Annotated in this window: 22 protein-coding genes; 7 read left to right on the forward strand and 15 right to left on the reverse strand. The window is 53.8% G+C overall.

The annotated features are described in order from the left end of the window. Positions 1-17 precede the first annotated feature (17 nt). Positions 18-998, reverse strand: coding sequence for an ABC transporter ATP-binding protein (locus KI379_RS17275; protein ID WP_244879321.1), 981 nt, complete (start codon positions 996-998; stop codon positions 18-20). A gap of 373 nt (positions 999-1,371) precedes the next feature. On the opposite strand from KI379_RS17275, the gene KI379_RS17280 reads away from it, so the two are divergent. Both KI379_RS17280 and KI379_RS17285 read left to right on the forward strand, forming a co-directional pair. Continuing rightward, positions 1,372-2,766, forward strand: coding sequence for an amidase (locus tag KI379_RS17280; RefSeq protein ID WP_212984313.1), 1,395 nt, complete (start codon positions 1,372-1,374; stop codon positions 2,764-2,766). Between the two features lie 82 nt (positions 2,767-2,848). After that, positions 2,849-3,109, forward strand: a complete 261-nt coding sequence (locus KI379_RS17285) for a hypothetical protein (protein ID WP_212984314.1) — start codon at positions 2,849-2,851, stop codon at positions 3,107-3,109. Positions 3,110-3,210: 101 nt separating this feature from the next. Here the strand turns inward: KI379_RS17285 and KI379_RS17290 are convergent, their stop codons facing one another. Then, on the reverse strand, positions 3,211-4,179 hold the full coding sequence (locus KI379_RS17290) for a LysR family transcriptional regulator (RefSeq protein WP_076171014.1): 969 nt from the start codon (positions 4,177-4,179) through the stop codon (positions 3,211-3,213). A 208-nt stretch (positions 4,180-4,387) separates the two neighbouring features. Here KI379_RS17290 and KI379_RS17295 point away from each other — a divergent pair, with 208 nt between their 5' ends. Continuing rightward, positions 4,388-5,032, forward strand: a complete 645-nt coding sequence (locus KI379_RS17295) for a cysteine hydrolase family protein (protein ID WP_212984315.1) — start codon at positions 4,388-4,390, stop codon at positions 5,030-5,032. Between the two features lie 107 nt (positions 5,033-5,139). Here the strand turns inward: KI379_RS17295 and KI379_RS17300 are convergent, their stop codons facing one another. The 11 genes from KI379_RS17300 to KI379_RS17350 form a co-directional block, all read right to left on the reverse strand. After that, entirely contained in the window at positions 5,140-5,454 is a 315-nt protein-coding gene (locus KI379_RS17300) for a hypothetical protein (RefSeq protein WP_076171010.1), read from the reverse strand. A 248-nt stretch (positions 5,455-5,702) separates the two neighbouring features. After that, positions 5,703-7,454, reverse strand: coding sequence for a glycoside hydrolase family 2 protein (locus KI379_RS17305; RefSeq protein WP_212984316.1), 1,752 nt, complete (start codon positions 7,452-7,454; stop codon positions 5,703-5,705). 29 nt (positions 7,455-7,483) lie between these two features. Continuing rightward, positions 7,484-8,503 carry a hypothetical protein gene (locus KI379_RS17310; RefSeq protein WP_212984317.1) on the reverse strand — a complete coding sequence of 340 codons (1,020 nt, stop codon included), beginning with the start codon at positions 8,501-8,503 and terminating at the stop codon, positions 7,484-7,486. Then, positions 8,500-9,306 carry a carbohydrate ABC transporter permease gene (locus tag KI379_RS17315; RefSeq protein WP_076171004.1) on the reverse strand — a complete coding sequence of 269 codons (807 nt, stop codon included), beginning with the start codon at positions 9,304-9,306 and terminating at the stop codon, positions 8,500-8,502. The genes KI379_RS17310 and KI379_RS17315 overlap by 4 nt, the downstream gene beginning before the upstream one ends. A gap of 3 nt (positions 9,307-9,309) precedes the next feature. Continuing rightward, positions 9,310-10,191, reverse strand: coding sequence for a carbohydrate ABC transporter permease (locus KI379_RS17320; RefSeq protein ID WP_076171002.1), 882 nt, complete (start codon positions 10,189-10,191; stop codon positions 9,310-9,312). An 82-nt stretch (positions 10,192-10,273) separates the two neighbouring features. Then, positions 10,274-11,629 carry an ABC transporter substrate-binding protein gene (locus tag KI379_RS17325; protein ID WP_212984318.1) on the reverse strand — a complete coding sequence of 452 codons (1,356 nt, stop codon included), beginning with the start codon at positions 11,627-11,629 and terminating at the stop codon, positions 10,274-10,276. Between the two features lie 297 nt (positions 11,630-11,926). After that, positions 11,927-12,868, reverse strand: coding sequence for an ArsR/SmtB family transcription factor (locus tag KI379_RS17330; protein ID WP_076170998.1), 942 nt, complete (start codon positions 12,866-12,868; stop codon positions 11,927-11,929). A 434-nt stretch (positions 12,869-13,302) separates the two neighbouring features. Next, positions 13,303-14,277 carry a Gfo/Idh/MocA family protein gene (locus KI379_RS17335; protein ID WP_244879322.1) on the reverse strand — a complete coding sequence of 325 codons (975 nt, stop codon included), beginning with the start codon at positions 14,275-14,277 and terminating at the stop codon, positions 13,303-13,305. 152 nt (positions 14,278-14,429) lie between these two features. After that, positions 14,430-15,809: an extracellular solute-binding protein gene (locus KI379_RS17340; RefSeq protein ID WP_212984319.1), complete on the reverse strand. Its 1,380-nt coding sequence runs from the start codon at positions 15,807-15,809 to the stop codon at positions 14,430-14,432. An 80-nt stretch (positions 15,810-15,889) separates the two neighbouring features. Beyond that, positions 15,890-16,756, reverse strand: a complete 867-nt coding sequence (locus KI379_RS17345) for a carbohydrate ABC transporter permease (protein WP_076170988.1) — start codon at positions 16,754-16,756, stop codon at positions 15,890-15,892. Positions 16,757-16,821: 65 nt separating this feature from the next. Continuing rightward, a complete protein-coding gene (locus KI379_RS17350; protein ID WP_076171734.1) occupies positions 16,822-17,751 on the reverse strand; it encodes a carbohydrate ABC transporter permease in 930 nt (309 codons plus the stop codon). Positions 17,752-17,973: 222 nt separating this feature from the next. Here KI379_RS17350 and KI379_RS17355 point away from each other — a divergent pair, with 222 nt between their 5' ends. After that, the gene (locus tag KI379_RS17355) at positions 17,974-18,876 is read left to right on the forward strand and encodes an SDR family oxidoreductase (RefSeq protein WP_212984320.1); all 903 of its coding nucleotides are present in this window, start codon (positions 17,974-17,976) and stop codon (positions 18,874-18,876) included. 357 nt (positions 18,877-19,233) lie between these two features. On the opposite strand, the gene hpaB is transcribed toward KI379_RS17355, so the two are convergent. Continuing rightward, positions 19,234-20,691: a 4-hydroxyphenylacetate 3-monooxygenase, oxygenase component gene (gene hpaB / locus KI379_RS17360; RefSeq protein ID WP_212984321.1), complete on the reverse strand. Its 1,458-nt coding sequence runs from the start codon at positions 20,689-20,691 to the stop codon at positions 19,234-19,236. A gap of 266 nt (positions 20,692-20,957) precedes the next feature. Here hpaB and KI379_RS17365 point away from each other — a divergent pair, with 266 nt between their 5' ends. Next, positions 20,958-21,725 (forward strand): GNAT family N-acetyltransferase, encoded by a 768-nt coding sequence (locus KI379_RS17365; protein WP_089547989.1) that lies wholly within the window; start codon positions 20,958-20,960, stop codon positions 21,723-21,725. Between the two features lie 84 nt (positions 21,726-21,809). Here the strand turns inward: KI379_RS17365 and KI379_RS17370 are convergent, their stop codons facing one another. After that, the gene (locus KI379_RS17370; RefSeq protein WP_076170980.1) at positions 21,810-22,235 is read right to left on the reverse strand and encodes a hypothetical protein; all 426 of its coding nucleotides are present in this window, start codon (positions 22,233-22,235) and stop codon (positions 21,810-21,812) included. 139 nt (positions 22,236-22,374) lie between these two features. Between KI379_RS17370 and KI379_RS17375 the strand changes: the two genes are divergently transcribed. Together KI379_RS17375 and KI379_RS17380 are read left to right on the forward strand one after the other, a co-directional pair. After that, entirely contained in the window at positions 22,375-23,238 is an 864-nt protein-coding gene (locus KI379_RS17375; protein WP_076170978.1) for a class I SAM-dependent methyltransferase, read from the forward strand. 3 nt (positions 23,239-23,241) lie between these two features. Further along, positions 23,242-23,973 (forward strand): RluA family pseudouridine synthase, encoded by a 732-nt coding sequence (locus KI379_RS17380; RefSeq protein ID WP_212984322.1) that lies wholly within the window; start codon positions 23,242-23,244, stop codon positions 23,971-23,973. Positions 23,974-24,051: the final 78 nt, after the last annotated feature.

Below are 24,051 nucleotides of genomic sequence, written 5' to 3' on the forward strand. Positions count from 1 at the left end.
CAGGGTTCCATTATTTTTTATTGGGCGTATCTTTCCCGGCCGGCAAGCTGGAAGCAGGCCGCCTGCTGCGATCGTCCCGCGCTTACGTAATCCGGGACACTCTCCGTGCACCGGCTCTCGGCATAAGGACAGCGCTGTGCAAAAGCGCATCCCTGCGGCATTTCCGTAATGAGCGGCGGCTGTCCTGGGATGGTGGACAGCCTTCCCGTTTGCTTGCTCTGAGGCGTAGCAGCAATCAGCCCGGCTGTGTAGGGATGCATCGGTCTGGTCAGAACCTCCTCCGCCGATCCATACTCGACGATTTTGCCGGCATACATGACGGCGACCTCGTCGGCCATTTCGGCGGCCACGCCGATATCATGGGTGACCAGCACGATCGACATTCCGAACTCGGCCTGAAGCTCCTTGAACAGCCGGAGGATTTGCGCCTGAATGGTAACGTCCAGGGCGGTGGTCGGTTCATCGGCAAGAAGCAGATCGGGACGGCAGCCGAGCGCCATCGCAATGACCGCCCTCTGCCGCATGCCGCCGCTCATCTCGTGCGGGTAGGCACGCACCCTTTCTTCCGGCGAAGGAATGCCGACCTTACGGAACAGCTCGATGACCCTATCCTTCGCTTCCCTTCTCCCCACCTTATGGTGCGCCCTGATCGTTTCCTTCAGCTGGTCGCCGACCCTGTACAGCGGGTCGAGCGCCGAGAGGGCGTCCTGGAATATCATCGCCACCCGGTTCCCGCGGATCGCCACCATTTCTTTCGGCGATTTGCCCAGCAAGTCTTCTCCTTCGAGCCGGACGCTGCCGGCAACATTCGAACCGCGCTGCGTCAGCCGCAGTATGGAACGGAGCATGACGCTCTTCCCCGAACCCGATTCCCCGAGAATAACCGTCGTCTTGCCTTTTTTGACCCGCAGGGTGACTCCCCTGACGGCATCCACCATCCCTTTCTTGGTCGAAAATGAGGTGACAAGGCTGTCAATTTCCAAAAGATTTGACATCATATTCCCTCCTTCGCAGCTTCAGAAAAATGGATCTTCCCGGCCTTTAATCAATCGGTTTTGTTGTAGCATGCCAGGAATGCTGTTTGTGTGATAAATACTAACATAAATTCTGTAATGTTAGGATATCGAAACATTCTATACCTTGTTTCAGCCCCTTTTCGGTGAAAATATGTTATGTTTCTTAACAATTACCTCCCTATATACAAAAAACGATTGGATTTTTGCGTTCAAGGACCATCATTCTTCCATAGAAATGACACATGTTGAAGGTAAATCAACTATGGGCGGATATCATTAAAGAATCCATTTGTTCAAGTCATTCGAGAGGTAGAGTACTCATCCACAATTTTTTTTCGCAAAGGAGATGTTATCTATGACCACCCTGCATCAGGAGCTGCTGTATGATACGATCGCCGGTTTATCGGAACGGATCCGCAGCCGCCGCATTTCACCCGTCGAAATTACGCAGATGCTTCTCGAACGGATTGAAACGCTCAATCCCCGGCTGAATGCGTACGTAACGGTTACGGCCGATCTCGCGCTCGCCCAGGCCAAAGCGGCCGAAGTTGAAATCATGAAAGGAGAGTACAGAGGTCCGCTTCACGGCATTCCTATCGCTCACAAAGATATTTACAATACCCAGGGAATCCGGACGGCTGTCGGCTCCAAAATCCTCGAAACATTCGTGCCGGATACGGATGCCACCGTCGTCCGTAAGCTGGGAGAAGCAGGCGCGGTCCTGCTCGGCAAAGTGCAGACCCATGAGTTTGCGGCCGGGACGCTGACGAACAGCCCTCATTTCGGTCCCTGCCGCAATCCGTGGAACCTGGAGAAATCGCCGGGCGGCTCAAGCGGTGGCTCGGGATCGGCCGTAGCGGCCGGACTTGCCTACATGGGCACAGGCACGGACACCGGCGGCTCAGTCCGCATTCCCGCAGCAGCCTGCGGCATCGTCGGCCTGAAGCCGACATACGGCAGGGTCAGCCGCCATGGCATTTTTCCGCTGTCGTGGTCGCTGGACCACGCCGGCCCGCTGACCCGCTCGACCAAAGACGCCGCCATCTGCCTTCAGGCTATGGCGGGGTATGACCCGCTGGACGATACGTCGGCCGACGTATCGGTCCCGGATTTCACCGGCATGCTGCGCGGCGATCTGCACGGCATCACCATCGGGATCCCCTCGTCCTTTTACTATGACGGCATCGATCCGGAGGTGGAGGCCGCCCTTCAGGCAGCCATGGAGCAATTCAAGCTGCTCGGCGCGAATGTCATTGAAGTAGATATCCCGCTCCTCAGCCATGTCGGCGCGATCGGCAACGGTATTTGCATGGGCGAAGTCGCCTCCATTCACGAGAAGTGGTACCGGGAACAGCCGGAGCAGTACGGACCGGATGTCCGGGGAATGATCGAAGGCGCCCGCCTGATCCCGGCCGTCCACTATTTGCAGGCACAGCGGGCGCGCCGGCTTCTGCAGCAGGAGTATATGCAGGCGCTGTCTGCAGCCGACGTCCTGCTTACCCCGACCCTCCCGGCAACTGCGCCCGGCATCCACGACGTCGAAATCAGCATGCGCTTCGCTGAACTGACCATGCCGACGAACGTAACCGGCCTGCCGAGCCTCGCCATGCCCTGCGGCTTTTCGGCCGCAGGGATGCCGATCAGCATGCAGCTCATCGGCAAACCGTTTGCCGAAGCGGAACTGCTCGGCATCGGCCACGCGTATGAACAAAGCACCGATTGGCATTTCCATCATCCGGAGCTGGACTAGTCGAAAAACCGGTTTCCGTACATCACCTGATCAGTGGACAGACGGATCAGCCCGCTACATACCATACCTGAGGAGGAATACCATGGATAACGAATACAAGCTAACAGCCACTAACCGGAGAGAAAGGGATGTGGAAGTAAGCACTGCGGAGGTTCTGCAGGCAGCGATCATCGGCATCCCGATGGCCAAAGAGCGTATAGAAGCGGCAGCGTCTGCCGCCATTCCGCTCCTTTCGCTTCTTGGCACTTTGTATGACATCGAAGTCGAGGGCATCGAGCCCGTCGTTCAGCCGATGTTCAGAAACGGTATGACAGCTGCACCCGCTGTACCCGCATCACGATGAATCCGTGCCCGATCGACTTCTTCGTCTGAATCCGCACAGGCAAAAAAGCACCCTCCCGGCTCATTTCATCCTGGAGGGTGCTCCTATTTTGTATTGTCTCCTTATCCATTCAAACCGCCGGAAGCGGCGGTGTGCCCTGCGCCCGGCTTGTATCTGGCAAGCAGCCTGCGCTGCAATTCGCCGATCGGCACGTCGAGCTGGACGGTTTCCGAGTATGCCATGTATACCGGCAGAGCCGGCAGCATGGAACCAAAAGGGATCATTCGGATGGGATAGGCCTCCAGGTACAGCTCAGGGACGTAGCATTTAGGTACGAACGTGTATCCCTGGCCGTTGGCCACCACCCCCAGCATCATATCGCTGCTGTCCACGATTTGGAACTTGTCGGGCGTGGACCCAAACAGTCTGGACAGCACCTCCCATACATTCACGTAGGTGGCGATCGGATTTTCGAACAGCACGAACATGTCATGCTTGAGCACGTCGATAAGGTCATCATCCTTGCGGATCACGCCCCGGTAGGCTTCTTCCGAACACAACAGCACCCATTCGTCGTCCAGAAGATGCACCGGCTGCAAATGGCGGCATTCCTTCACATCATAAAACAGCCCGATATCGATGACCCCGTACTCGATCAGATCAATGAGCAGCATGGACGAACGGGAAACATATTTGCACTTCAGATCGGGGCGAATGCGCTGCAATTCGGCAACGAGAGGGTACACGAACCTGCTGGACAGTCCGGTGTCGACGCCGATCACCATCCGGTCCATGCGGGTCACTTCGGCAAGGGAACGATCGAACTTCAGCAGGTCTGCTTTGTTCAGCATCGCGGAGGCATTGTTGAACTGGCTTACCATTTGGATCGCATAATACAGAAAATAATGCCCTTCCTGCGTCAGCTTCACTCCGTCCCACCCCCGGTCCAGCAGCTTGACTCCCATCCCCTCCTCCAGCTTGCGTATTCGCGCGCTCAGCGTCGGCTGGGTGACATGCAGCGTCTGGGCAGCCTTGGAAATGCTCTTCTCCTTGGCGATCGTTGCAAATGAATGCAGACCTTCCAGATCCATCCCATCCCCACCTTCCATATAAATTGGTTTTACCGAACAGCAGGTCGGAGGAATTCCCGATTGTGTAAGAATAAATAACATATATTATCCTATTTATATCATATTTCTTGTGATTCAGGGTATAAAAAAGTGCAATATCCTGTAATTGTGGTTTTAATGTTATATTGTTTGACATAAACACAACAATATTTATTTTGGAGGGATTCATTTGAGTACCCATGCATGGCTTCATCCGGAGGATACCGCCCTGATCATCATCGACATGCAAAACGATTTTTGCCACGAAAACGGAGCCTGCGGCCGCGCGGGAGTCGTCGATATCCCGGCGTTCCAGGCCTGTGTGCGGCCCATCCATGACCTTACCGGTCAAGCGAGGGCAAGCGGCGTGCCGGTCATCTTCGTGCAAATGACGCTGGATGCGGGCACTACCTCCCAGGCATGGGAGCTGCAGCATACGGCCAGCGGCAACCCGCTTCGGATTGTCGAGAAGGGAAGCTGGGGCACGGAGCTGTACGGGCTGGAGCCCAAGGAGGGCGATTATGTGGTGGAAAAGCACCGGTACAGCGCATTTATCGGCACCAACCTCGATTTGATACTGCGCTCTCTGGGGTGCAAATCTGTTGTCCTGACCGGCGTCCTCACGAACGTATGCGTGGAGTCGACCGCCAGGGACGCATTCATGCTCGACTATAACGTGACGCTCGTCGAGGACGCCTGCGCCGGTTCCTCTGCCGAGGCCCACGAAATGACCCTATCGAACATTGGGCAGTACTTCGGAAAAATCATGAATGCCGGAGACGTGAAGGCGGTCTGGTCGGAATTAACAGCCGGTGCTGCAGCCGTGAACGGATGAATATCCGCTCTAAAAGGCTAAGCTGTTATTTGTGTGGTTTTCGCTCGATCATCAAAAAAAGGGAGCCCGCCGGCTCCCTTTTTTTCATTAACGATTATTCTAATGCCTTATTTGACCAGCTCCGCCTTAAACACGCCATCCAGCGTCTCGCCGGCGTCCAGCCGTTTCTTTAACGGAACCTTCACATCTCTGGCCAGTTCCTTGAAAAACGTTTGAACATCGCATTTGACGTCGTTCAGATGTACATTGATGGTACCGTCGGCCGTAATGTCGCGATTATCTTCAGAGGGAACCGACACGACAAGATCGTACTTTTTCATCAATGTCTTACTGTACCTCGTGAACACTTCGATCAGCTCCTCGTTTTCGAAGTTCCCGATGGCATTTTTGCCTTTGTTTGTAAAAATCAGCTTCATTTCCATTTCTCATTCCCCTTTTCCTGTATCACCATGGTTTTGTTCGGACCCTGAGTTCCATTGGTCACGCGATGGTTCTAAACAAAGAAAGGGCCCACTTTATCCTGATCAATCATATCTTTGTCTTTTGTATTATAACAGTCTTTATACCGATTAACTAGGCGATGCCACCATTTACAAAAAAAAGAAAGCCCCGAAACGGGGCCTTCTTCACTCTTTATTTACATATTAGCCACTCTATTTTAAAAGCTGTATCAACGTCCCTGCACAATCTCACGGATCTTCTCCAGCGGAATCTTTGGCTGCCGGTCGTATGTCAGCAAACCGTTAATTTCCTGTTCGACGTCCGTCAGCTGCGTATAGCAGAAGCCTTGAAGCACGGGCGAAGCGAGAGCACCCTGAACCACGTCGGCCAGGCGCCGTTCGAAATCTTCCTCATTCGACGCTCCGGAGTAACCCCATCCTTCCTGGTTCCCTTTCTGGAATGAGATTCCGCCGAATTCGGTAAGCAGCAGCGGCTGTCCTTCATAAGGATACCCCGGCACCAGAATCCAGCGGTTGCCCGGTTTCGCCTGAAGCGCCTGCTCCACGGTCGAATAGCGGTTCGCCAGCACTTCTTTACGCCATTCGTAATCATGAATAGTAACCAGGTCGGTTTTGACCAGTTCCCAGCCGTCGTTAGAGATGACCGGACGTGACATGTCCAGCGATTTAGTCATGTGATACAGCGCCAGCGCATGCTGCTGCTCGGCAGGACTCACCAATATATTCGTTACGCCCCAGCTTTCATTGAGCGGAACCCAGGCTACGATGCAGGGATGATTATAATCCCGCTCCACCGCCTGCAGCCATTCCCGGGTGATCTGCCCGGCATAGGTTTCCGTGAACCGGAACGCGTTGGCCATCTCTCCCCAGACAAGCAGGCCCAATTTGTCCGCCCAGTACAGGTAACGGGGGTCTTCGATCTTTTGATGCTTTCGGGCTCCGTTGAATCCCATTTCCTTCGTCAGCTCAATGTCTTTTTTCAGCGCTTCATCGGAAGGAGCGGTCAGCAGGCCATCCGGAAAATACCCCTGGTCCAGCACCATTTTCATATAATAAGGACGGTTATTGAGCAGCACGACGCCGTCCTCAATCGAAATTTTCCGCATGCCGAAGTAACTCGCGACAGTATCCACCACTTCTCCGTCCACCAGGAGAGTCAGCTCCAAATCGTACAGATTTGGACGTTCAGGCGACCACCAGCGCCCCAAGCCATGATCGTTAAAATCGTGCAGGCGGATGCGGCGCATCTCGTCTTTCCCCGTCACCGAAAAGGAATCTTCGGAAACGACTTGCCCCGCGAAAGAAATTACCGACTTTAATTGAAGCTTGGCCCCGGTGTCCCAGCCCTGAACGAAAGCCTGCAGCGACACTTCATTCGTATCGATATCCGGCGTCAGCCGAATCCTACGGATATGGAGGTCATGCACAGGTTCGATCCATACCGTCTGCCAAATCCCCGTCGTTCTCGTATAGAAGATCCCGGCCGATGTTTCTTCCCAGTATTGCTTGCCCCGCGGAAGCGCCGCGTCACGGCTGTAATCGACGGCTTTGACCACGATCGAGTTGTCCGCACCCTGAAGCAGGTCCGTAATATCCGCGTCAAACGGCGTATGGCCGCCTTCGTGGATAGCGGCGAGCCTGCCGTTCACCCATACTTTGCATTCATAATCCACGGCACCGAAATGCAGAATCAGCCGCTTGCCTTGGTACGCTGTTGGCACCGTAAAGGTCCTATGGTACCACACGATATCATGGAACGAAGGATCTCCGATTCCGCTCAGCTTGCTCTGATAGCAAAACGGAACCTGGATGGTCCGCGAGAAGGAAGGATGCTCGTACCATTTTTCCCTCTCGCCGGCCGCTTCGTCATCAAATTCAAAATTCCATACTCCGTTAAGGTTGAGCCAATCCGCTCTAACCAATTGTGGGCGAGGATATTCGCCGCGCAGCATCTCTGTCATTTCTCTCTACTCCTTTGAAGTAATCACATTTAGCGCGTACGCTTGGTAACGATCCAGCTGCAAAATCCGCATACGGCGAGCCATCCTGCCGCGTACAGCAAGCCGCCGCCGCTTCCGACGAGAAGATCCGGCCGGCTGCTTTTTACCGTAAAAATCAACAAATTGCTGAGCACCAGATACAAAAGCACGTTCCGCCCCATCGACTCCAGAAAGCCAAACGCGTACGGAATGCGTTCCAATACCCTGGCCAGCAAATAATAAACATATAATATGAAGGCAGCACCGATAATCCAGAACAACGAAGGCGGAAACCGCGAGGGAAGCTCCCCGGCATACCGCCAATTTGCCGCAAACAGTCCGGTTGCAAGCACCGATCCGGCGAGAACGAGCCAGTCGAAGCGAATCCGGTATTTGGCGAACAAGATCCCAAGCAGGTAATACGGAAAATATTGAACAGGCGGAAACGAGGCGAAATCCCTCGTGCCGACCAATAACCCAAGCTGGGGAACATGGACCGCTCCATAAGGAAACAGCGTCCCTGCAAGCAGCAGGCCGGCCGCCAGAAAACCAAGCCACTTTCGCCCGGATAGCCAGCGCAGCGGAACGAACAGCACCAAGCCGAGGACCATCAAATACGTAAAAGACACCAGGAACTCGGACCAGCCCGGGATATCCTTCAGCAGCATGATCGGCCGAATCGTGTCCCACTGGAGCGGCGCTCCGTCATGAAACACCCTGAACGCCGTTCCGGATACATAAAAGGCCAGCAGTGTTTTCAGCGCGGCTGCCAGCATCCGCGGGCAAGCGCTGCGAAACGGCTTGGAATAATAAGCAAGCTGCGATACATACCCGAAGCTGAACACAAACCCCGAGAAGGTGATGAGGTTGAAGAAATCGATCCAGCGGCTGATGGACGGGTACACGACCGGATCGCTGAAAAATTGCAGCGTGTGGCAGTACACCATCCCGACGATCAGCAGTCCTTTGAACAAATCGATGGCACGCTCGCGCCGCTTCGGCTCTATCCCGGCTACGGCAACGCCGCTCACCCTTTAATCCCCGACAGGCTGATCCCCTTGATGATTTGCCGTTCAAAGATCACAAACAGAATAATGATCGGGATGGAAGACAGCGTGTTCACAACCATCGGCTTCACGTAATCCTCCGAGTACTGGCTCATCAAGGTCGGAATTCCCATCGGCAGCGTAAACAGCTTGTCGTTTGTCAGCGACAGGAATGGCCACAGGAAATTGTTCCACGAGCCGATAAAGGTCAGAATCGCCATCGACGCGAGCGCCGGCCGGGTCAGCGGCAGCATGATCACCGCGAATATTTTCCACACGCCGCCTCCATCCATCTGCACGCTCTCAATCAGGTCGTTCGGGATGCCGTCAAAAAATCCTTTAAGCACGATTACCGCCATCGGCGAAGCCAGCGCTGTGACGATCAGCCCCTGGTACGAATTCAGCAAATGCATGTCCTTGGCGACCTGATACAGCGGAATGATGGTTGCTTCGCCGGGAACGAGAAGACCTGCCAAAATGAAAAAGAACATGATGGCTTTAAACCGGAAAGGAATTTTGGACAATGCATAAGCCGCCATAGCCGCAACTAGAACGGTCAGAACCGTGACGACGCCTGCGACGAAGAAGCTGTTCCACACCCACTGCATCAGCTTGGTGCCGCTGATAATTTGTCCGTACACCGCGAAAGAATATGGCGGCGTAAACCAGTCGAACAAACCGGAGACCTTCATCCCTTCCTGCTTGATCGATACGACCAGCATCCAGACCAGCGGAATCAGAAACACGCACGCCGCGATGACAGAAACGATCCGGTATACCCATTTCATGCCTTAAGCCGCCTCCTTCCGGTTGTTAACGACATACTGGATAATCGACAATACGAGCAAAATCGCAAACAGCATATAGGACATCGTCGCCGCGTAACCCAGGTCATTTTTTTTGAAACCGCTCTGGTAAATGTACTGGATGATCGGCCTTGTCGAATCCAGCGGTCCGCCGCCCGTAATGATGTAAATTTGCATGAACACTTTATAGGAAGCGATAATTTGCAGCATCAGAATCATCCGTGTGATCGAATTCATCATCGGCAGCGTGATCCGCCAGAACATCTGCCCTTTGGCCGCGCCGTCCAGCGATGCCGCCTCATAAATTTCGTCCGGAATTTCCTGCATGGCGGACAGATACAAAATAAAGTTGAACCCCACCGTCCACCACAGCGTCAGAGCGGCGACCGCAATCCAGGCCAGCGACGGCTCAGTGAGCCAGAAGATCTCTTTCCCTTCCGCCAGGATGCCGAGTCCATGCAGAATCCCGTTAATGAAGCCGGTATAGGGCTGGAACATAAACAACCCCAAATACGATGCCACCGAAACCGAAAGAATGCTCGGCAGAAAAAACGCACTGCGGTACAGCTTCTGCAGCTTGGATTTCCGGTTCGCGATAAGTGCCAGCGCGATCGCCAGCACGATCATGGTCGGCGTCGTCAGAAAAACGAAAATCGTAGAATGCCATACCGCAGCCCAGAACTGGTCGTCATGAAACATGCGCTGGAAATTGTCCCACCCGACATATTTCATCTTCCGGATCAGGGTCCATTTATAAAAGCTCATCTGCGCGCCCTTAATCATCGGCCAGATCGTAAACAACACATACACAATCAGAAAGGGCAGTAAAAAAATCAGTGCCTGCAAGTCGATCCGAAGCTTCTTCATGACTCACCTTCCTCTCCCGCATCGCTCAGGCAGGCTTGGAGCCAGCCGCCCCAAACCTGTCTGATGGATCATACCCTCATGGTTACTCGCTTAAAACTTTACCGATCTCGGTCTGCATCTTGTCAACGGCATCCGAGCTCGACATCTTGTTGGACCAAACTTCGTTCAAATATTTAAAGAGCGCGTTATCGCGGATCTGCCAGTTCTTGTCGGAATGCTTGTTGAATTTAACGGTGCTTGCCACCGAGACATAATCGCTCCGGTACGGCATCTCTTTGAATTCCGGCTTGTCGAATACGGCCGGCTTCGAAGGGATATGGCCCGCTTTCGCCCAGATTTCTCCGTGGTCGGCGATCCAGTTGGCGAAAATCAGTGCAGCTTTGCGCTTCTCCGGATCTTCACTGCTCGTTGCCGGCAGAATGATCGTATGCGAATCGCCCCATGTCGCTTCCTGATCGAATACTTTAGGGATCGGCATGGCCCCGAATTCCAGCCCTTTCGTTTTCTCCCACGTTCCGGTTGCCCACACGCCGGTCATCATGATCGCCGCATTTCCGCTCTGGAACGTTTTATAGAAATCCGGGTCGTTCAGCTTGATGAAATTGTACTTATGGTATAAGTCCTTAATATAATCCGCGGCTTTTACTGCTTTTTCTTTGTCGATGTCGGCTGATTTCAGGTCGTCGGATACGACGTCATTGCCGCCCTGCTGCGAATAAAGTGCCCACCAGAAACGGAATGGATCGTCGTTGGAGCTCGAGAGCGCAAACGGATATTTGCCTTTCGGAAGCTTCTCTTTCAGCGTTGTCAGAAACTTGATGAATCCCTCGCCAGATTGCTCCAGAACCGGCTTGCCGTCTTCGCCGAGCAGCCCTGCGTCTTTAAGCAGCTTTTTATTGTAGTACATAATAAACGGATGTGTATCGATCGGAACCGCATAATGCTTGTCATCGTAAACGGAAGCTTCCAGAATGTTCTGGTTGAACGTGCTCCAGTCGATGTTGGCATCCTTTGCCGAATCGTCCAGCTCAGTTGCAACCCCCTGATTGATCAGGTCGGGAAGACGGGAAATATGGGAGATGCCCACATCCGGACCGTTGCCTGCGCCAACCGCTGTGATCAGCTTCGTATAATACTCGCCCCAGACGAGCTTCGTATTTTTCACCTGAATATCGGGATGCTCTTTATTGAACTGGTCTACCATCGCCTGCATGTTATCACCGTCTCCGCCGTCAAACAGCGTCCAGAAGGAAAGGTTCACTTTCTCGCCGCTGCCGCCGCCCGTATCCGTCGAAGCGCTTTCACCAGTACCGCCGGACGCGTCCCCGCCTGCACTGTCCGCCCCGCCACTGCTGCCGCTGCCACCGCTGCCGCAGGCGCTGAGCAATAAGGTCAGAGACAGTAATGTGATCCACATGAAGCTGAATTTTCTTCTCATACGTACCCCCCATTTTCGTCACCGTAGTCGTTCTAAAGAACAACGTTATTGTTTTATTACAACTTTATTGTTCTTATGGGGCTATATTACGGCTAAACTTCTATTTTGTCAACGCATTCATTTCATTTTTTTGTAATAAAAATTTTGAGTTGTTTCTATTCTCGTGCATATCAAATGGGCTTCATCGCTTTATCAGCAAGAAGAAATTGCCTAACCACGCTCTTCTCCCATAAAAATCCACAAGCCCCGTAACAGAAACAAAAAAACCATTGTTACAAACTTGTTGTAACAATGGTTTTACGCTTCGTCCGTGAGGGGAACATATTGGATACGCATCTTGATGTCCTGCTCATAATCGCCGAACTGCCGCCCAAAGATGTTCACCCCGCCTTTATGGACCGCATTTGGATCCACGCCGATTCGCAGGCGCAAATTCGGACGCCCTTCCAGCTGAAGATCGTTGATGCCTACATCCGATACCTTTTTCATATCCAGCGTCGTCCGGTCCTCATCGACCCGCCACGTTTTCAAGAGGCCGTACTGCGTCGTCCAATCGAGCCACCAGGAGGGGTTCAGCCTGCCGCGGCGGTCCCCGAAATCCCCCGGACTCGTCCACATCCCGATCTCAAGCCCGTTCACCCAGACCGATATGTCCGAGGGCCAATCGTTATCGAAGTTGGGCGCCTCCGAGCAGATTTCCATGGACAGCTCAAGCGATTTGATTTTGACGTTTTGCGGAAGCTCCAGCGGCAAAATGTACTCCAAGTAACCTTTGCGGAACCAGATGATCTGTGCATCGATATGCTTCGGATGGTAGAAGCTCGCCGGCTCGTCTTCCCGGATGATCATTTCGGTGCCGCTCGCCATGCCGCAGGTCGGGTATACTTCGCAATCGCTGTACAATCCGATCGGAATTTCGACCTCATACACGCCGTAATTTTCCTTGGTCGATTGGATCGCCGGGTTGAGACTGATATGGATGTCATCATAACTGCGGGTGCATACCTTCATCGCCCCCCGGGCCGCGGGCAGAAGCTCTGTCGTCAGCAGCTTGGCGGCCTCCAAAATTTTGACGTTGTTCGCCACTGTCGACACCGGCAGCTTGAGTGCTTCCGAAATTTCGATGATATTCATGCTCCGCGTGTAGAGCAGTTTCAGCATATCCACCCTCGCCCGGGTGGACAATGCATGAGCAACCTGAACCAGCTGATCCGGCTCATTCACATTCAGATCCAACATGCTAATCCTTCCTTCTTGTTCCAGCTCTTTTTTATGCCTAAGTTTGAGTTTACCTTGTTTGGGACAGCAGAAGCAAGATCTTCGCAAGAAAACAAGAATTAGGGAAAGCCGGGAATCCCGTTTCCTGATAGAGAATGGAGCCTTCGATCCGGAATTTTTTTCTTTTAGAAGGCGTTGTCCCCGTCGTAATGATGATACAAATTGGCTTAATTTTGACTGTTTCCTTCATCGAATTGACGTATACAATCACTGAATCCAAAAAATCCAAATTGATAGATCGAATACGGTTTACCAGATTCTATTCTGGATCACACCGTCATATCCTGATTATGGAAAAGGCGTGATTATGCACGGCATCGATATGTTTATGCACGGCTTACAGCAATCCGGATACGCAAAAAAGGAGCCCGCAGGCTCCTGGAGGGGCTCTAGATTTACCCCCTCTTGGTTATGGTTACCGGCAATCCGCTTTGTGCCGATTCGTTGGCAGCCAGCGTCACTTCCAGCGTATGCATCGCTTCTTCATACGGAGCCAGAATCAAGCTCTGGTCACCCGTGGCAACGGCCCGAATGAAAGCGTCGTCCTGGACTTTGTAGAAATCGGATTTGCCGCGAAGAATGATCGTCTGCTCCGGTTCCAGAATGGTAAGCGACGTTCCTTCGAGCGTCAATCTGAAATCCCTTCCAATGATCTCCAGGGAGGAACGGCTGTCCGGCTGGGGTAGAAAACCGGTGTCAATGTGACCGATTGCGCCCGAATCGAACACCAGGTTGACCGAAGCGGCATCCGGCGTCGTGATCCCGGGAACGTCTCTGTTCAGCAGCAGGGCCATGTCAGCACTGACCTTGTGGACTGTTCCGGCCAAGTACAGCATAAGATCCACATTATGGGTCGTCTGCTCTACCAGCTGTCCGCCCGACTTGGCATGATCCACCCACCAAGGGGTATCCGGCAGCCCGCCGAACCTGTGGGCCCGCACCATGGCGATTTCTTTGCCGGCCAGGTACTGTTTCGCCTTCTGTACCGGCTCCATATACCTTAGGCAGTAGCCTGTGGCCGTCATGACGCCCGCTTTCCGGATAAAATCCGCTTTTTGCCGTACAATGCCCATATCCAGACCCAGCGGCTTTTCCACCAGCAGATGAATGCCTCTTCCTGCCGCCTGCTCTTCAATATCACCATGGGCAAAAGGAGGGACGCATACAAAGAGTGCATCCAGCTGCTCGTTCGCCAGCATCCGCCGGATATCCGTATAGGCGACTCCACCATGCCGTTTTACGGCTTGTTCCGCCTGCTTCGCGGAAATATCGCACACGGCGACCAGCTCCGCCTGATCATGATCGTCAATATGCTTCAAATGCTCGGAGGCGATTCCGCCTGCCCCGACCAAACCAACACGAACCATCATGGGACCTCCTTACATACTGTTTTTCAAACACACGCAATGGGATCATTTGCTCCTATCTCTAGGCAGCTACAATTTCGAATATCGTCCTTGCGTCTCCTGGTAAAAAGGAAGTGCAAAGGCCCCGTGAAGGGCCCTGCACTCGTTTTAACCTGTCACTTCAGATTGGCGGACCATTTCTCCGCGCGGTCCTGCAGATCGTCCAGGAACTGCTGGATGTCCGGCGCGTTGCCGGAAGCCGCCTTGCTGATAAAGCCGTTGACGGCCGGGACGATGTCGCTCATATAGAACGGATTGGCTTCATCCATCAGCTCGGAGTGCCCGACATTGGCGATGTCCAGCGCCTTTTTCACATATTTGTCTTCCGGCTTCACAAAATCGGCCTGCTTGATCGTCGGTGTCATCGCGAAGTTCTCATACGTATATTTTTGCGTCATCGGGCTGGTCAGGAATTTGAGAACTTCCCAGGAAGCTTTCACGTCCTTGGCGTTCTTCGCCATGACGAACGGATCCACGGCCACCCAGCCTTCACCTTTCGGGCCCATATTCATCACCGGCTCGAACCGGTCCAGCAAATCCTTGTTATTGTTTGCGATAAATTCGTTCATCGTCGCGCCGCCGGTGCTGTCCAGCGCAATCGCGATGTTGTTCTTCTCAAGCCCGAAGTTTTCCGCTCCCTGGGCTGTGATAAAGCCGGCCGGCGGCAGCTTTGCGGCCTCCTTCAGCCATTCCATGACCTTGACCATTTCCGGGGTGTTCAGATGCCATTTGATCGACTTTACGTCTTTCAGCGAGCCTTCGGCCCCTTTCGCTCCGAAAGCCAGGGTCAGCGCCACAAAAGTGGAGCCGTTCAGCGAGTTGCCCGACCAGTATACGCCGTAGTTCTGCTCGCCGGTTTTTGGATTTTTGCCGGTCATCTTTTTGGCTTTTTCCAAAATTTCTTCGGGGGTCGCTTTCTCTGTCAAGCCTTCGACGCCCCAGTCGCTGAACAGCTTTTTGTCATAGATCGTCATGCGGCGGCCCAGCACGGCAGGAATGCCGAACTGCTTGGATCCGTCCGGCGACTTGGTGCTGTAGGAATTGTTCATGATGCCGTCCAGATAAATGCCGGGATCAAACGATGTGTCTTCTTTGATCAGGTCGTCCAGATCACGCAGCAGTCCGTCCTGATACCATTGGGAGGCAAAAGCTCCCCCGGTGTACAGCACGTCGGCATCCCCCGACATGAGCATCGCCGTTTGCTTGGCCTTTACGTTCTCCCAAGGAATTTGGTACAGCTCCACCTTGATATTCGGGTACATTTTCTTGAACGTCTTATCCATGTACTCGGTCAGCCCGATCGTCGGATTACCCGTTTGCGCGTTGATGCCGTTGTCGAGCTGCCATCCGGCCAGCGCCACCCGGACGGTTCCTTTCATGTCGGAGACTTGCTTGATTTCCACGCCGCCGGTCACGTCTTTGCCTGACCCTTCAGAGCAGGCTGCCAGCGTGAATACGAGCGTGCAGGACAGCAGGAGCAGAAGCCATTTTTTCATGCATGTTCCCCCTTTTCATCATCAGTGTGTTCGCAATCATCATTGGTGCCGTGCGGCTCCAAGGCCGCGCTTCGCCGGGTTTACTGCTTGATCCCGGACAAAGCAATGCTTTCGATAATGTAACGCTGCAAAAACATATATACGACGACGACAGGAATGAGACTGACCGCCGTTGCAGCCATAATGATCGAGGGCTGTTGGTTGATGCCGTTGTTATACGTAAACATCGCCAGGCCGATCTGGATCGTATATTTGGCAGCGTTCTTCAGCACCAGCAGCGGCCACAGCATTTCGTTCCACACGCCCAGGAACAGGAGGATGATCATGGTGGCGATAATCGGCGTGCAGAGCGGCAAATACACCCGGCCGAACACGGTGAACTCCCCGGCGCCGTCGAGAATGGCGGCTTCGCGCAGACTGGATGGCAGCTGGTCGATGAAGGCTTTGGCCAAAAACGTGCCGAAGGCATAGTTAAGTGCCGGTAAATAAAAAGCCAGATAATTGTCCAGAAGCCCCAGCTTGCTGAAAAGCAGGTACTGCGGAATCATGGTCATTTCAAACGGAATCATCATCGTACTCAGTGCCAGCAGAAGCACCAGGCTCGCCCCTTTGAACCGCAGCTTGGAGAGGGCATAACCGGACAGCAGCGCGGACAGGGAGCTGACAACGATGACGCCTGCGCTGACGATGATCGAATTGATGATATAACGGAACATTTTAATGTTCGTAAAGGCCACTTCATACGTGCGTATGGACGGCTCTTCCGGCCAAATTTTCGGCGGAAACGTAATGTTCAGCCGGGCCCCCCAGTCGAAGCTGGTCACGAGCATCCACAGAAATGGCACGATCATGATAAAGGAGCCGAGAAACAGCACGATGGCGAGAATCCACTGACTGACAGGGATTTTTTTACGGCGCAGCGCCTTGGAATCGGCCGTTTGGATCATGGCGGGACCTCCTTTGCTTAAGTATCATGTAGTTCTGATATGACGTCGGTATTGGCCCTAGTGCGTCAGTCGAGGCTGTCTTTGCGGCGGTTTAACAGCATCATAACTGCGGTCAGCACCAAAATGATGATGAACAGCAGATAAGAAGCGGCTGTGGCCAGACCCATTTGCGATGCCAAAAATGCGTTCCGGTATATGTACAGCACCACCGTCATCAGGCTTCCGCCCGGATTGCCTGCCGTACCGCCGATCAGCCACACGTCAGTGAACCGCTTCATGCCGCCGATCGTGCCCATGATGAGCATAAAGACGAAGATCGGACGTAAATAAGGGATGGTGATATGGAGCCATTTCTTGTACCCGCCCGCCCCATCGACTTCAGCGGCTTCGTACAGGTCGCGCGGCACGCTTTGCAGGCCTGCCAGAAAAATGATTGTGTTGTAGCCAAGCGCCCCCCACAGGCTCATCAGCACGATGCTGTAGCGCGACACCTCCGGATTCGTAAACCAGCCGATGGGATGGTGTACCCCGAACCAGCTCAGCACAAAGTTCAGCAGCCCTTCTTTCGATGGGAAAAACAGAAACGAGAACAGGAGACTGGTCGCTACCGCCGACACGACGTTCGGCAGAAAATAGACGGCCTTAAAAAAGTTTTTGCCGAAGTTCCATTTGAGATTGTTGATCAGGCTCGCCAGCACAAAGGATAATACGATGCCGAGCACCACGGACAAGACGCCCATCAAAAACGTATTTGTAAGCGCTTGCCAGAAGACCGGATCCTCCAGGGCATACCGGTAATTGCTGAGCCCCACCCACTTTCCGTTTAGCGACAGGCCCGACGTCTGGTGAAAGCTGATAAACAATGCGGCAAACATCGGATAGATGGCAAATGCGAGCACGCCGATAATTAATGGGGCGCTGAACAAATAGCCGGTCCAATCATTGCGCGTGAACCATCTTTTTCGTTTGGGTGTCATTCTCTTGTCAGCATTCATCTCATTGCTTACTATCAATCGGCCCTCCTCCTTCCAAAAGGATCCCTAATGCCAACAACATGCGTCATCATTGGGTGATCATCAGCTTTGGTACATATTTATGTCCGGGACAGCCGTTTATGTTCGTTTGTTATTTCGATGTAAGACTTAAAAATAACTGGCACACTCGCCCATCCCGTGAATAAACTGTGTACCATCAAAAGCTTAAGGAAGGATTGGCCGATGAACTATCCGTATGCTAAATATGGCGTCATTCACCAGTGCAAGGACATTCCGGTGGCTTTTCCGCCGGATCAGCACCAGCACGGGCAGCCGGGGATTGAATATGTGATGGACCCGCTCCCTATCTCTGAAAATCCGAACTATATCGGAACCGGTAAATTAAAGGGCAAGGTGGCGATCATCACCGGAGGAGACAGCGGTATCGGCCGTGCGGTCGCCATCGCTTTTGCCAAAGAAGGTGCCGACCTGGTCATCGTGTATCTCAACGAACACCGCGACGCGCAGGACACGGAGCGGCGAATCCGCCAGCTCGGCAGAAAATGCCTTCTGCTTCCCGTTGACGTGCGGTCGCCGGGTTTTGCATCGTATATCGTAGACAGCACTCTGAAGGCATTCGGGAAAATCGACATTCTCATTAACAATGCCGGGGTTCAGTACTTCCAAACCTCACTGCTGGACATTTCCGAAGAACAGCTGCGAAATACGTTTGAAGTGAACATTTTGTCCTTTATCCTTCTGACCAAGGCGGTCCTCCCCCACCTCCGGCCGGGAAGCAGCATCGTAAACACCGCTTCCGTGACTGCGTATCTCGGCAATGATACGCTCATGGACTACTCCTCGACTAAAGGTGCGATCGTCAGCTTCACCCGCGCTCTCGCCCGAAATCTTGCCCCTCAATGCATCCGGGTTAACGCGGTTGCTCCGGGTCCCGTATGGACACCTCTCAATCCCGCTTCGATACCTCCTGAGCGGGTTGCCGTCTTCGGCCGCGACGTGCCGCTGGGGCGTGCCGCCCAGCCTTACGAGCTGGCACCCACGTATGTGCTGCTGGCTTCGGACGACGGGTCGTATATCACCGGAACGACGATCCACATCAACGGAGGGCAAATGGTTACTGATTAGTGCTGAGTCAGCATCGCAAAGAGGCGGCGCTTTAGCATCGATGAAATTCGATCTTTACGGGACGGAGGCCCTGGGTCAGTCAGAAGCGTCAAGCGGTTTGCAGGCAAAAAAAGAGAGCTGAAAGACAGCTCTCTTTTTTTGCAGCTTATGATTTTCCTTTTCCGCTGACAAGTCCAATGATCATGACGACAAGTGCCAATAAAGCGATCAACTGATCGATCGTCATCGCCGCCCGCCTCCTCTGTGCAAGGATGGCTCTTCCCAGGCGGCTTCTCTCTCCCGTGCTGCTTGCGTACGTTCCCCATTACAGATATATGAGCGGGCCGGGTGGAATATGACCGATCCATAGAACGGCGATTATAAATCCCGCAGAAATTGCTGAACCCGCTCCTTGTATTTCTCCTTATCCAAATAGCCTTGAAACAGCCTGTTGCTGGTTACCTGCTGTCCCCCGAAGAAAAAGCGTTCGTAGAGCTGCTGCCGCCCACCGAAACCGCTGCTGCTCAGCTCCCAGGCAAGCCGGAACAGCGCAGTCTTATCCCGCGCGTCCATGCTGCTGCCTTTGAGATAAGCCGATAAATAGGTAGCAATCCCGGGTGCCTCAAAATCCTGCTCTGACGGAATCATAATGACGCTGCTGGACCCGAGCAGCTGGATAATTTCCATCATCCGTGCATACATTTGGGGATAGACGACGGCAGCGGACCAGAGCGGCTTATAGTCGGGCATCATGCTTCCCCACCGGTCCACCTTTGCACCCGCTTCGGAGGCGAGCAGCAGCGCCTTGAGCAACTCCAGATTTACGATCACCTCTGTCACTTGTTCAGTGACCACGCCTCCGTTTCTTTCCAGTGCGTCGACAATGGACAGAATGATTCCAAGTACAAACTCGGTCTTCGCCACGTATCGGCAGCAAACCTGGTGCGCTGCATGCACGTGAAAGCCGCTCTGTGCAAAGAAGCGTATGGACAGGCTGTCGTTGCCAAGAATGAATATACGCTCCCATGGAACGAGCACGTGATCGAAAATGACGAGAGTGTCCATTTCCTCAAATCGCGAGCTGAGCGGATAATCGTAACCCGAATCGCCGCCGACCAGGCTTTCCCGGCTTATCCACTTCATCCCCGGTAGGTTGTTCGGGACGGCAAAAGCAAAAGTTTCAGGATTGTCTTCCTCCTGAAACACGAACGATGCCGGCGGATACACAAGTATTTCATCCGCTGTGACTCCCTGGGTCGCCAGCAGAAACGCGCCTGACACGATGACGCCTTCTGTCGTCTGGTCGACGATGCGTGCCGCGGTATTGACGATCGTTCCGTCATCAAGCATTTCGGCGGTACGGCTCGCCGCCGGCTGCACGAAGGCGTGAGACAGCGTTATGTCATTCTCTGAGCAGTACCGGTAGTAATTCCGCATGTTGTCCGCATACTTCGCATCCGCTTCAGCCAGCAGCTCCGAGGCGGCAGCGTAGGCCATAACGGCCGTGTTCATATAATCCGGCGATCTGCCGAGCAGGCCGAAATGCCGCTCACCCCACAGCGTCATCGCGCTCCTGCGTCTGGCCAAATCTTCCTTCGTCTTCGGCTGTAAGTACGATAAGCCTACCGGCTCCCCGGTTTCCGGAGATGTGTATGTCAGAAGCTGCGCATACTCCTCCGCGACCTGCATATCGTACAGTGACGCCTGAGTGCTCATTAACCCGCGGAAAGCCGCATGGTCGGACAGCTTTCCTTGGATTTTCTTACCTCGAAGCCAAACCTCCGGCTGTGCCTGGTCGATCCGCTCTATATACTCCTTACCGTTTTTCACCGGCATACGGATGGCTCCCTTCCTAGGAAATGTTACATTCATCCTATTCCGTGCCGCTGTATGAAGTGAGGTATGACAGCCTAATGATGGAGGCTTCGCATGAACAAAAAAACCTTGCATAAAGTGCAATTCACTCTCTTTAACGCGAAATAGGAACATGATATGATAGCAGAAAATAACGAATATGGGGGAAGCAGACTATTCTTAATCCAAGTCAACTAGGCGATATCTCCGCTCTGCAGGAGCTGTGCGAGCGGGCCGATGCCATCACTTTGAAATTAAACTGGAGCATGCTGAAGTCCCGTCCCGCGGACGCAAAGCTGGACTTTTTTCATTATTCCGGCGATATGCTGACCGGTTTTCTCGCCTTATATCCGCTCGGCGGCGGTCTCGAGGTATGCGGCATGGTACATCCGGATTACCGCCGTCAGGGAATATTTACGAATCTATGGAAGGACGCCATCCGCTCGGCTAACGTTTCAGCCTATAAGACCATCCTTCTGAATACCCCGGCTTCCTCTTCCAGCGGCATAGGCTTCATCGAGTCCCAAGGAGGGGTGTTCTGCCATTCGGAGTATCAAATGAAATGGCATGACGACGGCCAAACTGTCGCGGAAGCGAACCCGTCGGTCCAGCTGCGAAGCGCGGAGCTTGCCGACATGGAGGACATCATCGCCATCGATCAGGAAGGATTCGAGATGAGCCGGGAGGAATCAGCCGAAATCTACTCATCGCTGCTGCAGGAAACGGGAACCCGGCCGCTCATCATTAAGCGGGATGGGGTTACCGTCGGCAAGGTATCTCTTGAAGATACAGGATCCGATACGTGGATATACGGCTTTGCGGTGAAAGCATCTGTTCGGGGTCAGGGGATCGGCCGCAGCACACTGATGCTCATCGTATCCGAAGCGATAGCACGGGGGCGGGACATATGGCTGGAGGTGGCGGTTCAGAACCCCAATGCGCTCCGGCTGTATGAGTCCTGCGGATTCAAAGTGATGAGACAGCAGGACTACTACGAGTACATGGCGTCCCAATAATCGCCACAAGAAAAACCGGCTGCGCTTGGCATGTCCAAGGCGCAGCCGGTTTATTGCGTTGTGCGGGGCGGGGTGGACTGGGGTTTACACCCGCTCCGCATTCAGCTTAGCTTCCATCGATAGAACGGCCTGGAATTCATAGACCAGCGCCCCGTTATCCGCTACCCGTAAATGGACCTGTCCCTTGCGGCGCATCGCTTCCAGCGCCTCGCCGGCCTGCTCCATGCTGAGTGTTGTATTCAAGGCAACGTCCGCTGCGGTCAGCAGGTTCTCCTGCTCTGCAGCCAGGTGGAGAATGCTCTTCTCCATCTCGGGGGTGATCTCCATCCATGCTCTCGCTTTTTTCGTTTTCGTGCGCAGTATAAGTCCGATTCCAAGCGGAAGCACGGCGAAGACAAGAAAGCCAAACCAATCCTTCGTGCCGCCACGGACCGCCAGATTGACATAAAGAATGCCGCAAAACAAGCCAAACCAAGTGAGAATCCACGATATTTTCCGTCTGCTGCTCACCGGCAAGTCCTCCTTTCGCGAGGGGTTATCTTTATTATACCTTTACCCGCACCGAGTATGAAGAAAGTGCATTGTATGTACGAAATGTTGTACAATATAAGCTAAATGAAATTAAAGAACAGAAGGATGGAATGCATTCATGTATGTAGCACGCGATTGGCAGGATTATGAATTGATTGATACCGGGGACGGGGAAAAGCTGGAGCGTTGGGGAGACGTCATTCTCCGCAGACCCGACCCGCAGATTATATGGCCGCTCACCAACGAAACGGGGCAGTGGCGCCAAGTTCACGGGCATTACCACCGAAGCTCTTCGGGCGGCGGCCAATGGGACATGAAAAAGCCGATCCCCGACCGCTGGACCATTTCCTACGACAAGCTGAAGTTCCATATCCGCCCTACCAACTTTAAGCATACCGGTTTGTTCCCCGAGCAAGCAGCCAACTGGCGCTGGATGATGGACAAGATTGCCGGGGCGGGCCGGCCGATCCAGGTGCTGAACCTGTTCGCCTATACCGGCGGAGCCAGCGTGGCGGCAGCTTCCGCAGGCGCCCAAGTCGTCCATGTCGACGCCGCAAAAGGCATGGTTCAATGGGCCAAGGAGAACCTGCAGCTGTCCGGCCTCGGAGACCGTCCGGTCCGTTTCATAACGGATGACGTGTTCAAATTCGTGCAGCGCGAACAGCGCCGCGGCAATAAATACGACGCGATCATCATGGACCCGCCATCCTACGGCCGTGGACCCGGCGGGGAAATGTGGAAGCTGGAGCAGAGCCTCTATCCCTTCGTCGAGAGCTGCATGAGCATCATGTCGGACAACCCATTGTTTATGCTCATTAATTCGTATACGACCGGTATTTCGCCGACCGTACTGCATAACATCCTGTCCATGACGGCAGCCCGCCGGTTTGGAGGAAGCATTTCCTGCGGCGAGCTCGGACTGCCGATTACCGCCTCCGGACTGAATCTGCCGTGCGGTATTTTGGGAAGATGGGAGTCTTAAACCATGAGCAGAGCCGATGGTCAGGACGTCCGCATTCCGATTTTGTATGAGGACAATCATTTATTAGGCATCGTGAAGCCGGTCAACGTTCCTACGCAGGAAGATGCCTCCGGGGACGCCGATCTGGTCAGCCTGCTCAAGGAGGACATCAAGATCCGGTATAACAAGCCCGGCAACGTATTTGTCGGCCTGGTGCATCGGCTGGATCGCCCCGTCGGCGGGGCGATGGTGTTTGCCAAGACATCCAAGGCCGCCTCTCGGCTTTCGGAAACGGTACGCTCCCGCAAGTTCCGCAAAGTTTACGCGGCCGTCGTACATGGGAGGCTTCCTGCGCAGAGAGGAAGCCTGAAAGACTTCCTGCTCAAGGATGCCAAGACCAATACCGTGTCTGTGGTGAAGCCGGGAACAACCGGCGCGAAGGAAGCGCTGCTGGATTACGAAGTGATCGCAGAGGCGGACCGCTATAGCTTGGTCAAGGTGGAGCTCCATACCGGCCGGTCCCATCAGATTCGGGTTCAGATGAGCCATGCCGGCTGTCCGCTCTATGGCGATCAGAAATACGGCAATGGGGTAAATAAGCCGGGGCAGCAGATCGCACTGTGGTCTGTCATCGTCGGCGTCCCTCATCCCGTCACAAAGGAAGAGATCATTCTTGCTTCACTTCCGCCTGCCGAGCATCCCTGGAATTTGTGGCCGGAAGCGACCCTGAACGCTTTGACCGACAAGGAATCATAATTCATTCCGCCCGGCGGCTGCAATCGGCCGCAAACAGTATAAAAGCCGGAGAGCCCTGCATACGCAGGCTCTCCGGCT

This window comes from Paenibacillus cineris (assembly GCF_018333335.1).
Lineage (GTDB): Bacteria > Bacillota > Bacilli > Paenibacillales > Paenibacillaceae > Paenibacillus_AQ > Paenibacillus_AQ favisporus.

What these genes read in the sequence shown, in the direction of transcription:
- KI379_RS17275 (WP_244879321.1), bottom strand. Translation starts at nt 998, where the DNA reads ATGATGTCAAATCTTTTGGAAATTGACAGCCTTGTCACCTCATTTTCG.
- KI379_RS17280 (WP_212984313.1), top strand. Translation starts at nt 1,372, where the DNA reads ATGACCACCCTGCATCAGGAGCTGCTGTATGATACGATCGCCGGTTTA.
- KI379_RS17285 (WP_212984314.1), top strand. Translation starts at nt 2,849, where the DNA reads ATGGATAACGAATACAAGCTAACAGCCACTAACCGGAGAGAAAGGGAT.
- KI379_RS17290 (WP_076171014.1), bottom strand. Translation starts at nt 4,179, where the DNA reads ATGGATCTGGAAGGTCTGCATTCATTTGCAACGATCGCCAAGGAGAAG.
- KI379_RS17300 (WP_076171010.1), bottom strand. Translation starts at nt 5,454, where the DNA reads ATGGAAATGAAGCTGATTTTTACAAACAAAGGCAAAAATGCCATCGGG.
- KI379_RS17305 (WP_212984316.1), bottom strand. Translation starts at nt 7,454, where the DNA reads ATGACAGAGATGCTGCGCGGCGAATATCCTCGCCCACAATTGGTTAGA.
- KI379_RS17315 (WP_076171004.1), bottom strand. Translation starts at nt 9,306, where the DNA reads ATGAAATGGGTATACCGGATCGTTTCTGTCATCGCGGCGTGCGTGTTT.
- KI379_RS17320 (WP_076171002.1), bottom strand. Translation starts at nt 10,191, where the DNA reads ATGAAGAAGCTTCGGATCGACTTGCAGGCACTGATTTTTTTACTGCCC.
- KI379_RS17325 (WP_212984318.1), bottom strand. Translation starts at nt 11,629, where the DNA reads ATGAGAAGAAAATTCAGCTTCATGTGGATCACATTACTGTCTCTGACC.
- KI379_RS17330 (WP_076170998.1), bottom strand. Translation starts at nt 12,868, where the DNA reads ATGTTGGATCTGAATGTGAATGAGCCGGATCAGCTGGTTCAGGTTGCT.
- KI379_RS17335 (WP_244879322.1), bottom strand. Translation starts at nt 14,277, where the DNA reads ATGATGGTTCGTGTTGGTTTGGTCGGGGCAGGCGGAATCGCCTCCGAG.
- KI379_RS17340 (WP_212984319.1), bottom strand. Translation starts at nt 15,809, where the DNA reads ATGAAAAAATGGCTTCTGCTCCTGCTGTCCTGCACGCTCGTATTCACG.
- KI379_RS17345 (WP_076170988.1), bottom strand. Translation starts at nt 16,756, where the DNA reads ATGATCCAAACGGCCGATTCCAAGGCGCTGCGCCGTAAAAAAATCCCT.
- KI379_RS17350 (WP_076171734.1), bottom strand. Translation starts at nt 17,751, where the DNA reads ATGAATGCTGACAAGAGAATGACACCCAAACGAAAAAGATGGTTCACG.
- KI379_RS17355 (WP_212984320.1), top strand. Translation starts at nt 17,974, where the DNA reads ATGAACTATCCGTATGCTAAATATGGCGTCATTCACCAGTGCAAGGAC.
- hpaB (WP_212984321.1), bottom strand. Translation starts at nt 20,691, where the DNA reads ATGCCGGTGAAAAACGGTAAGGAGTATATAGAGCGGATCGACCAGGCA.
- KI379_RS17375 (WP_076170978.1), top strand. Translation starts at nt 22,375, where the DNA reads ATGTATGTAGCACGCGATTGGCAGGATTATGAATTGATTGATACCGGG.
- KI379_RS17380 (WP_212984322.1), top strand. Translation starts at nt 23,242, where the DNA reads ATGAGCAGAGCCGATGGTCAGGACGTCCGCATTCCGATTTTGTATGAG.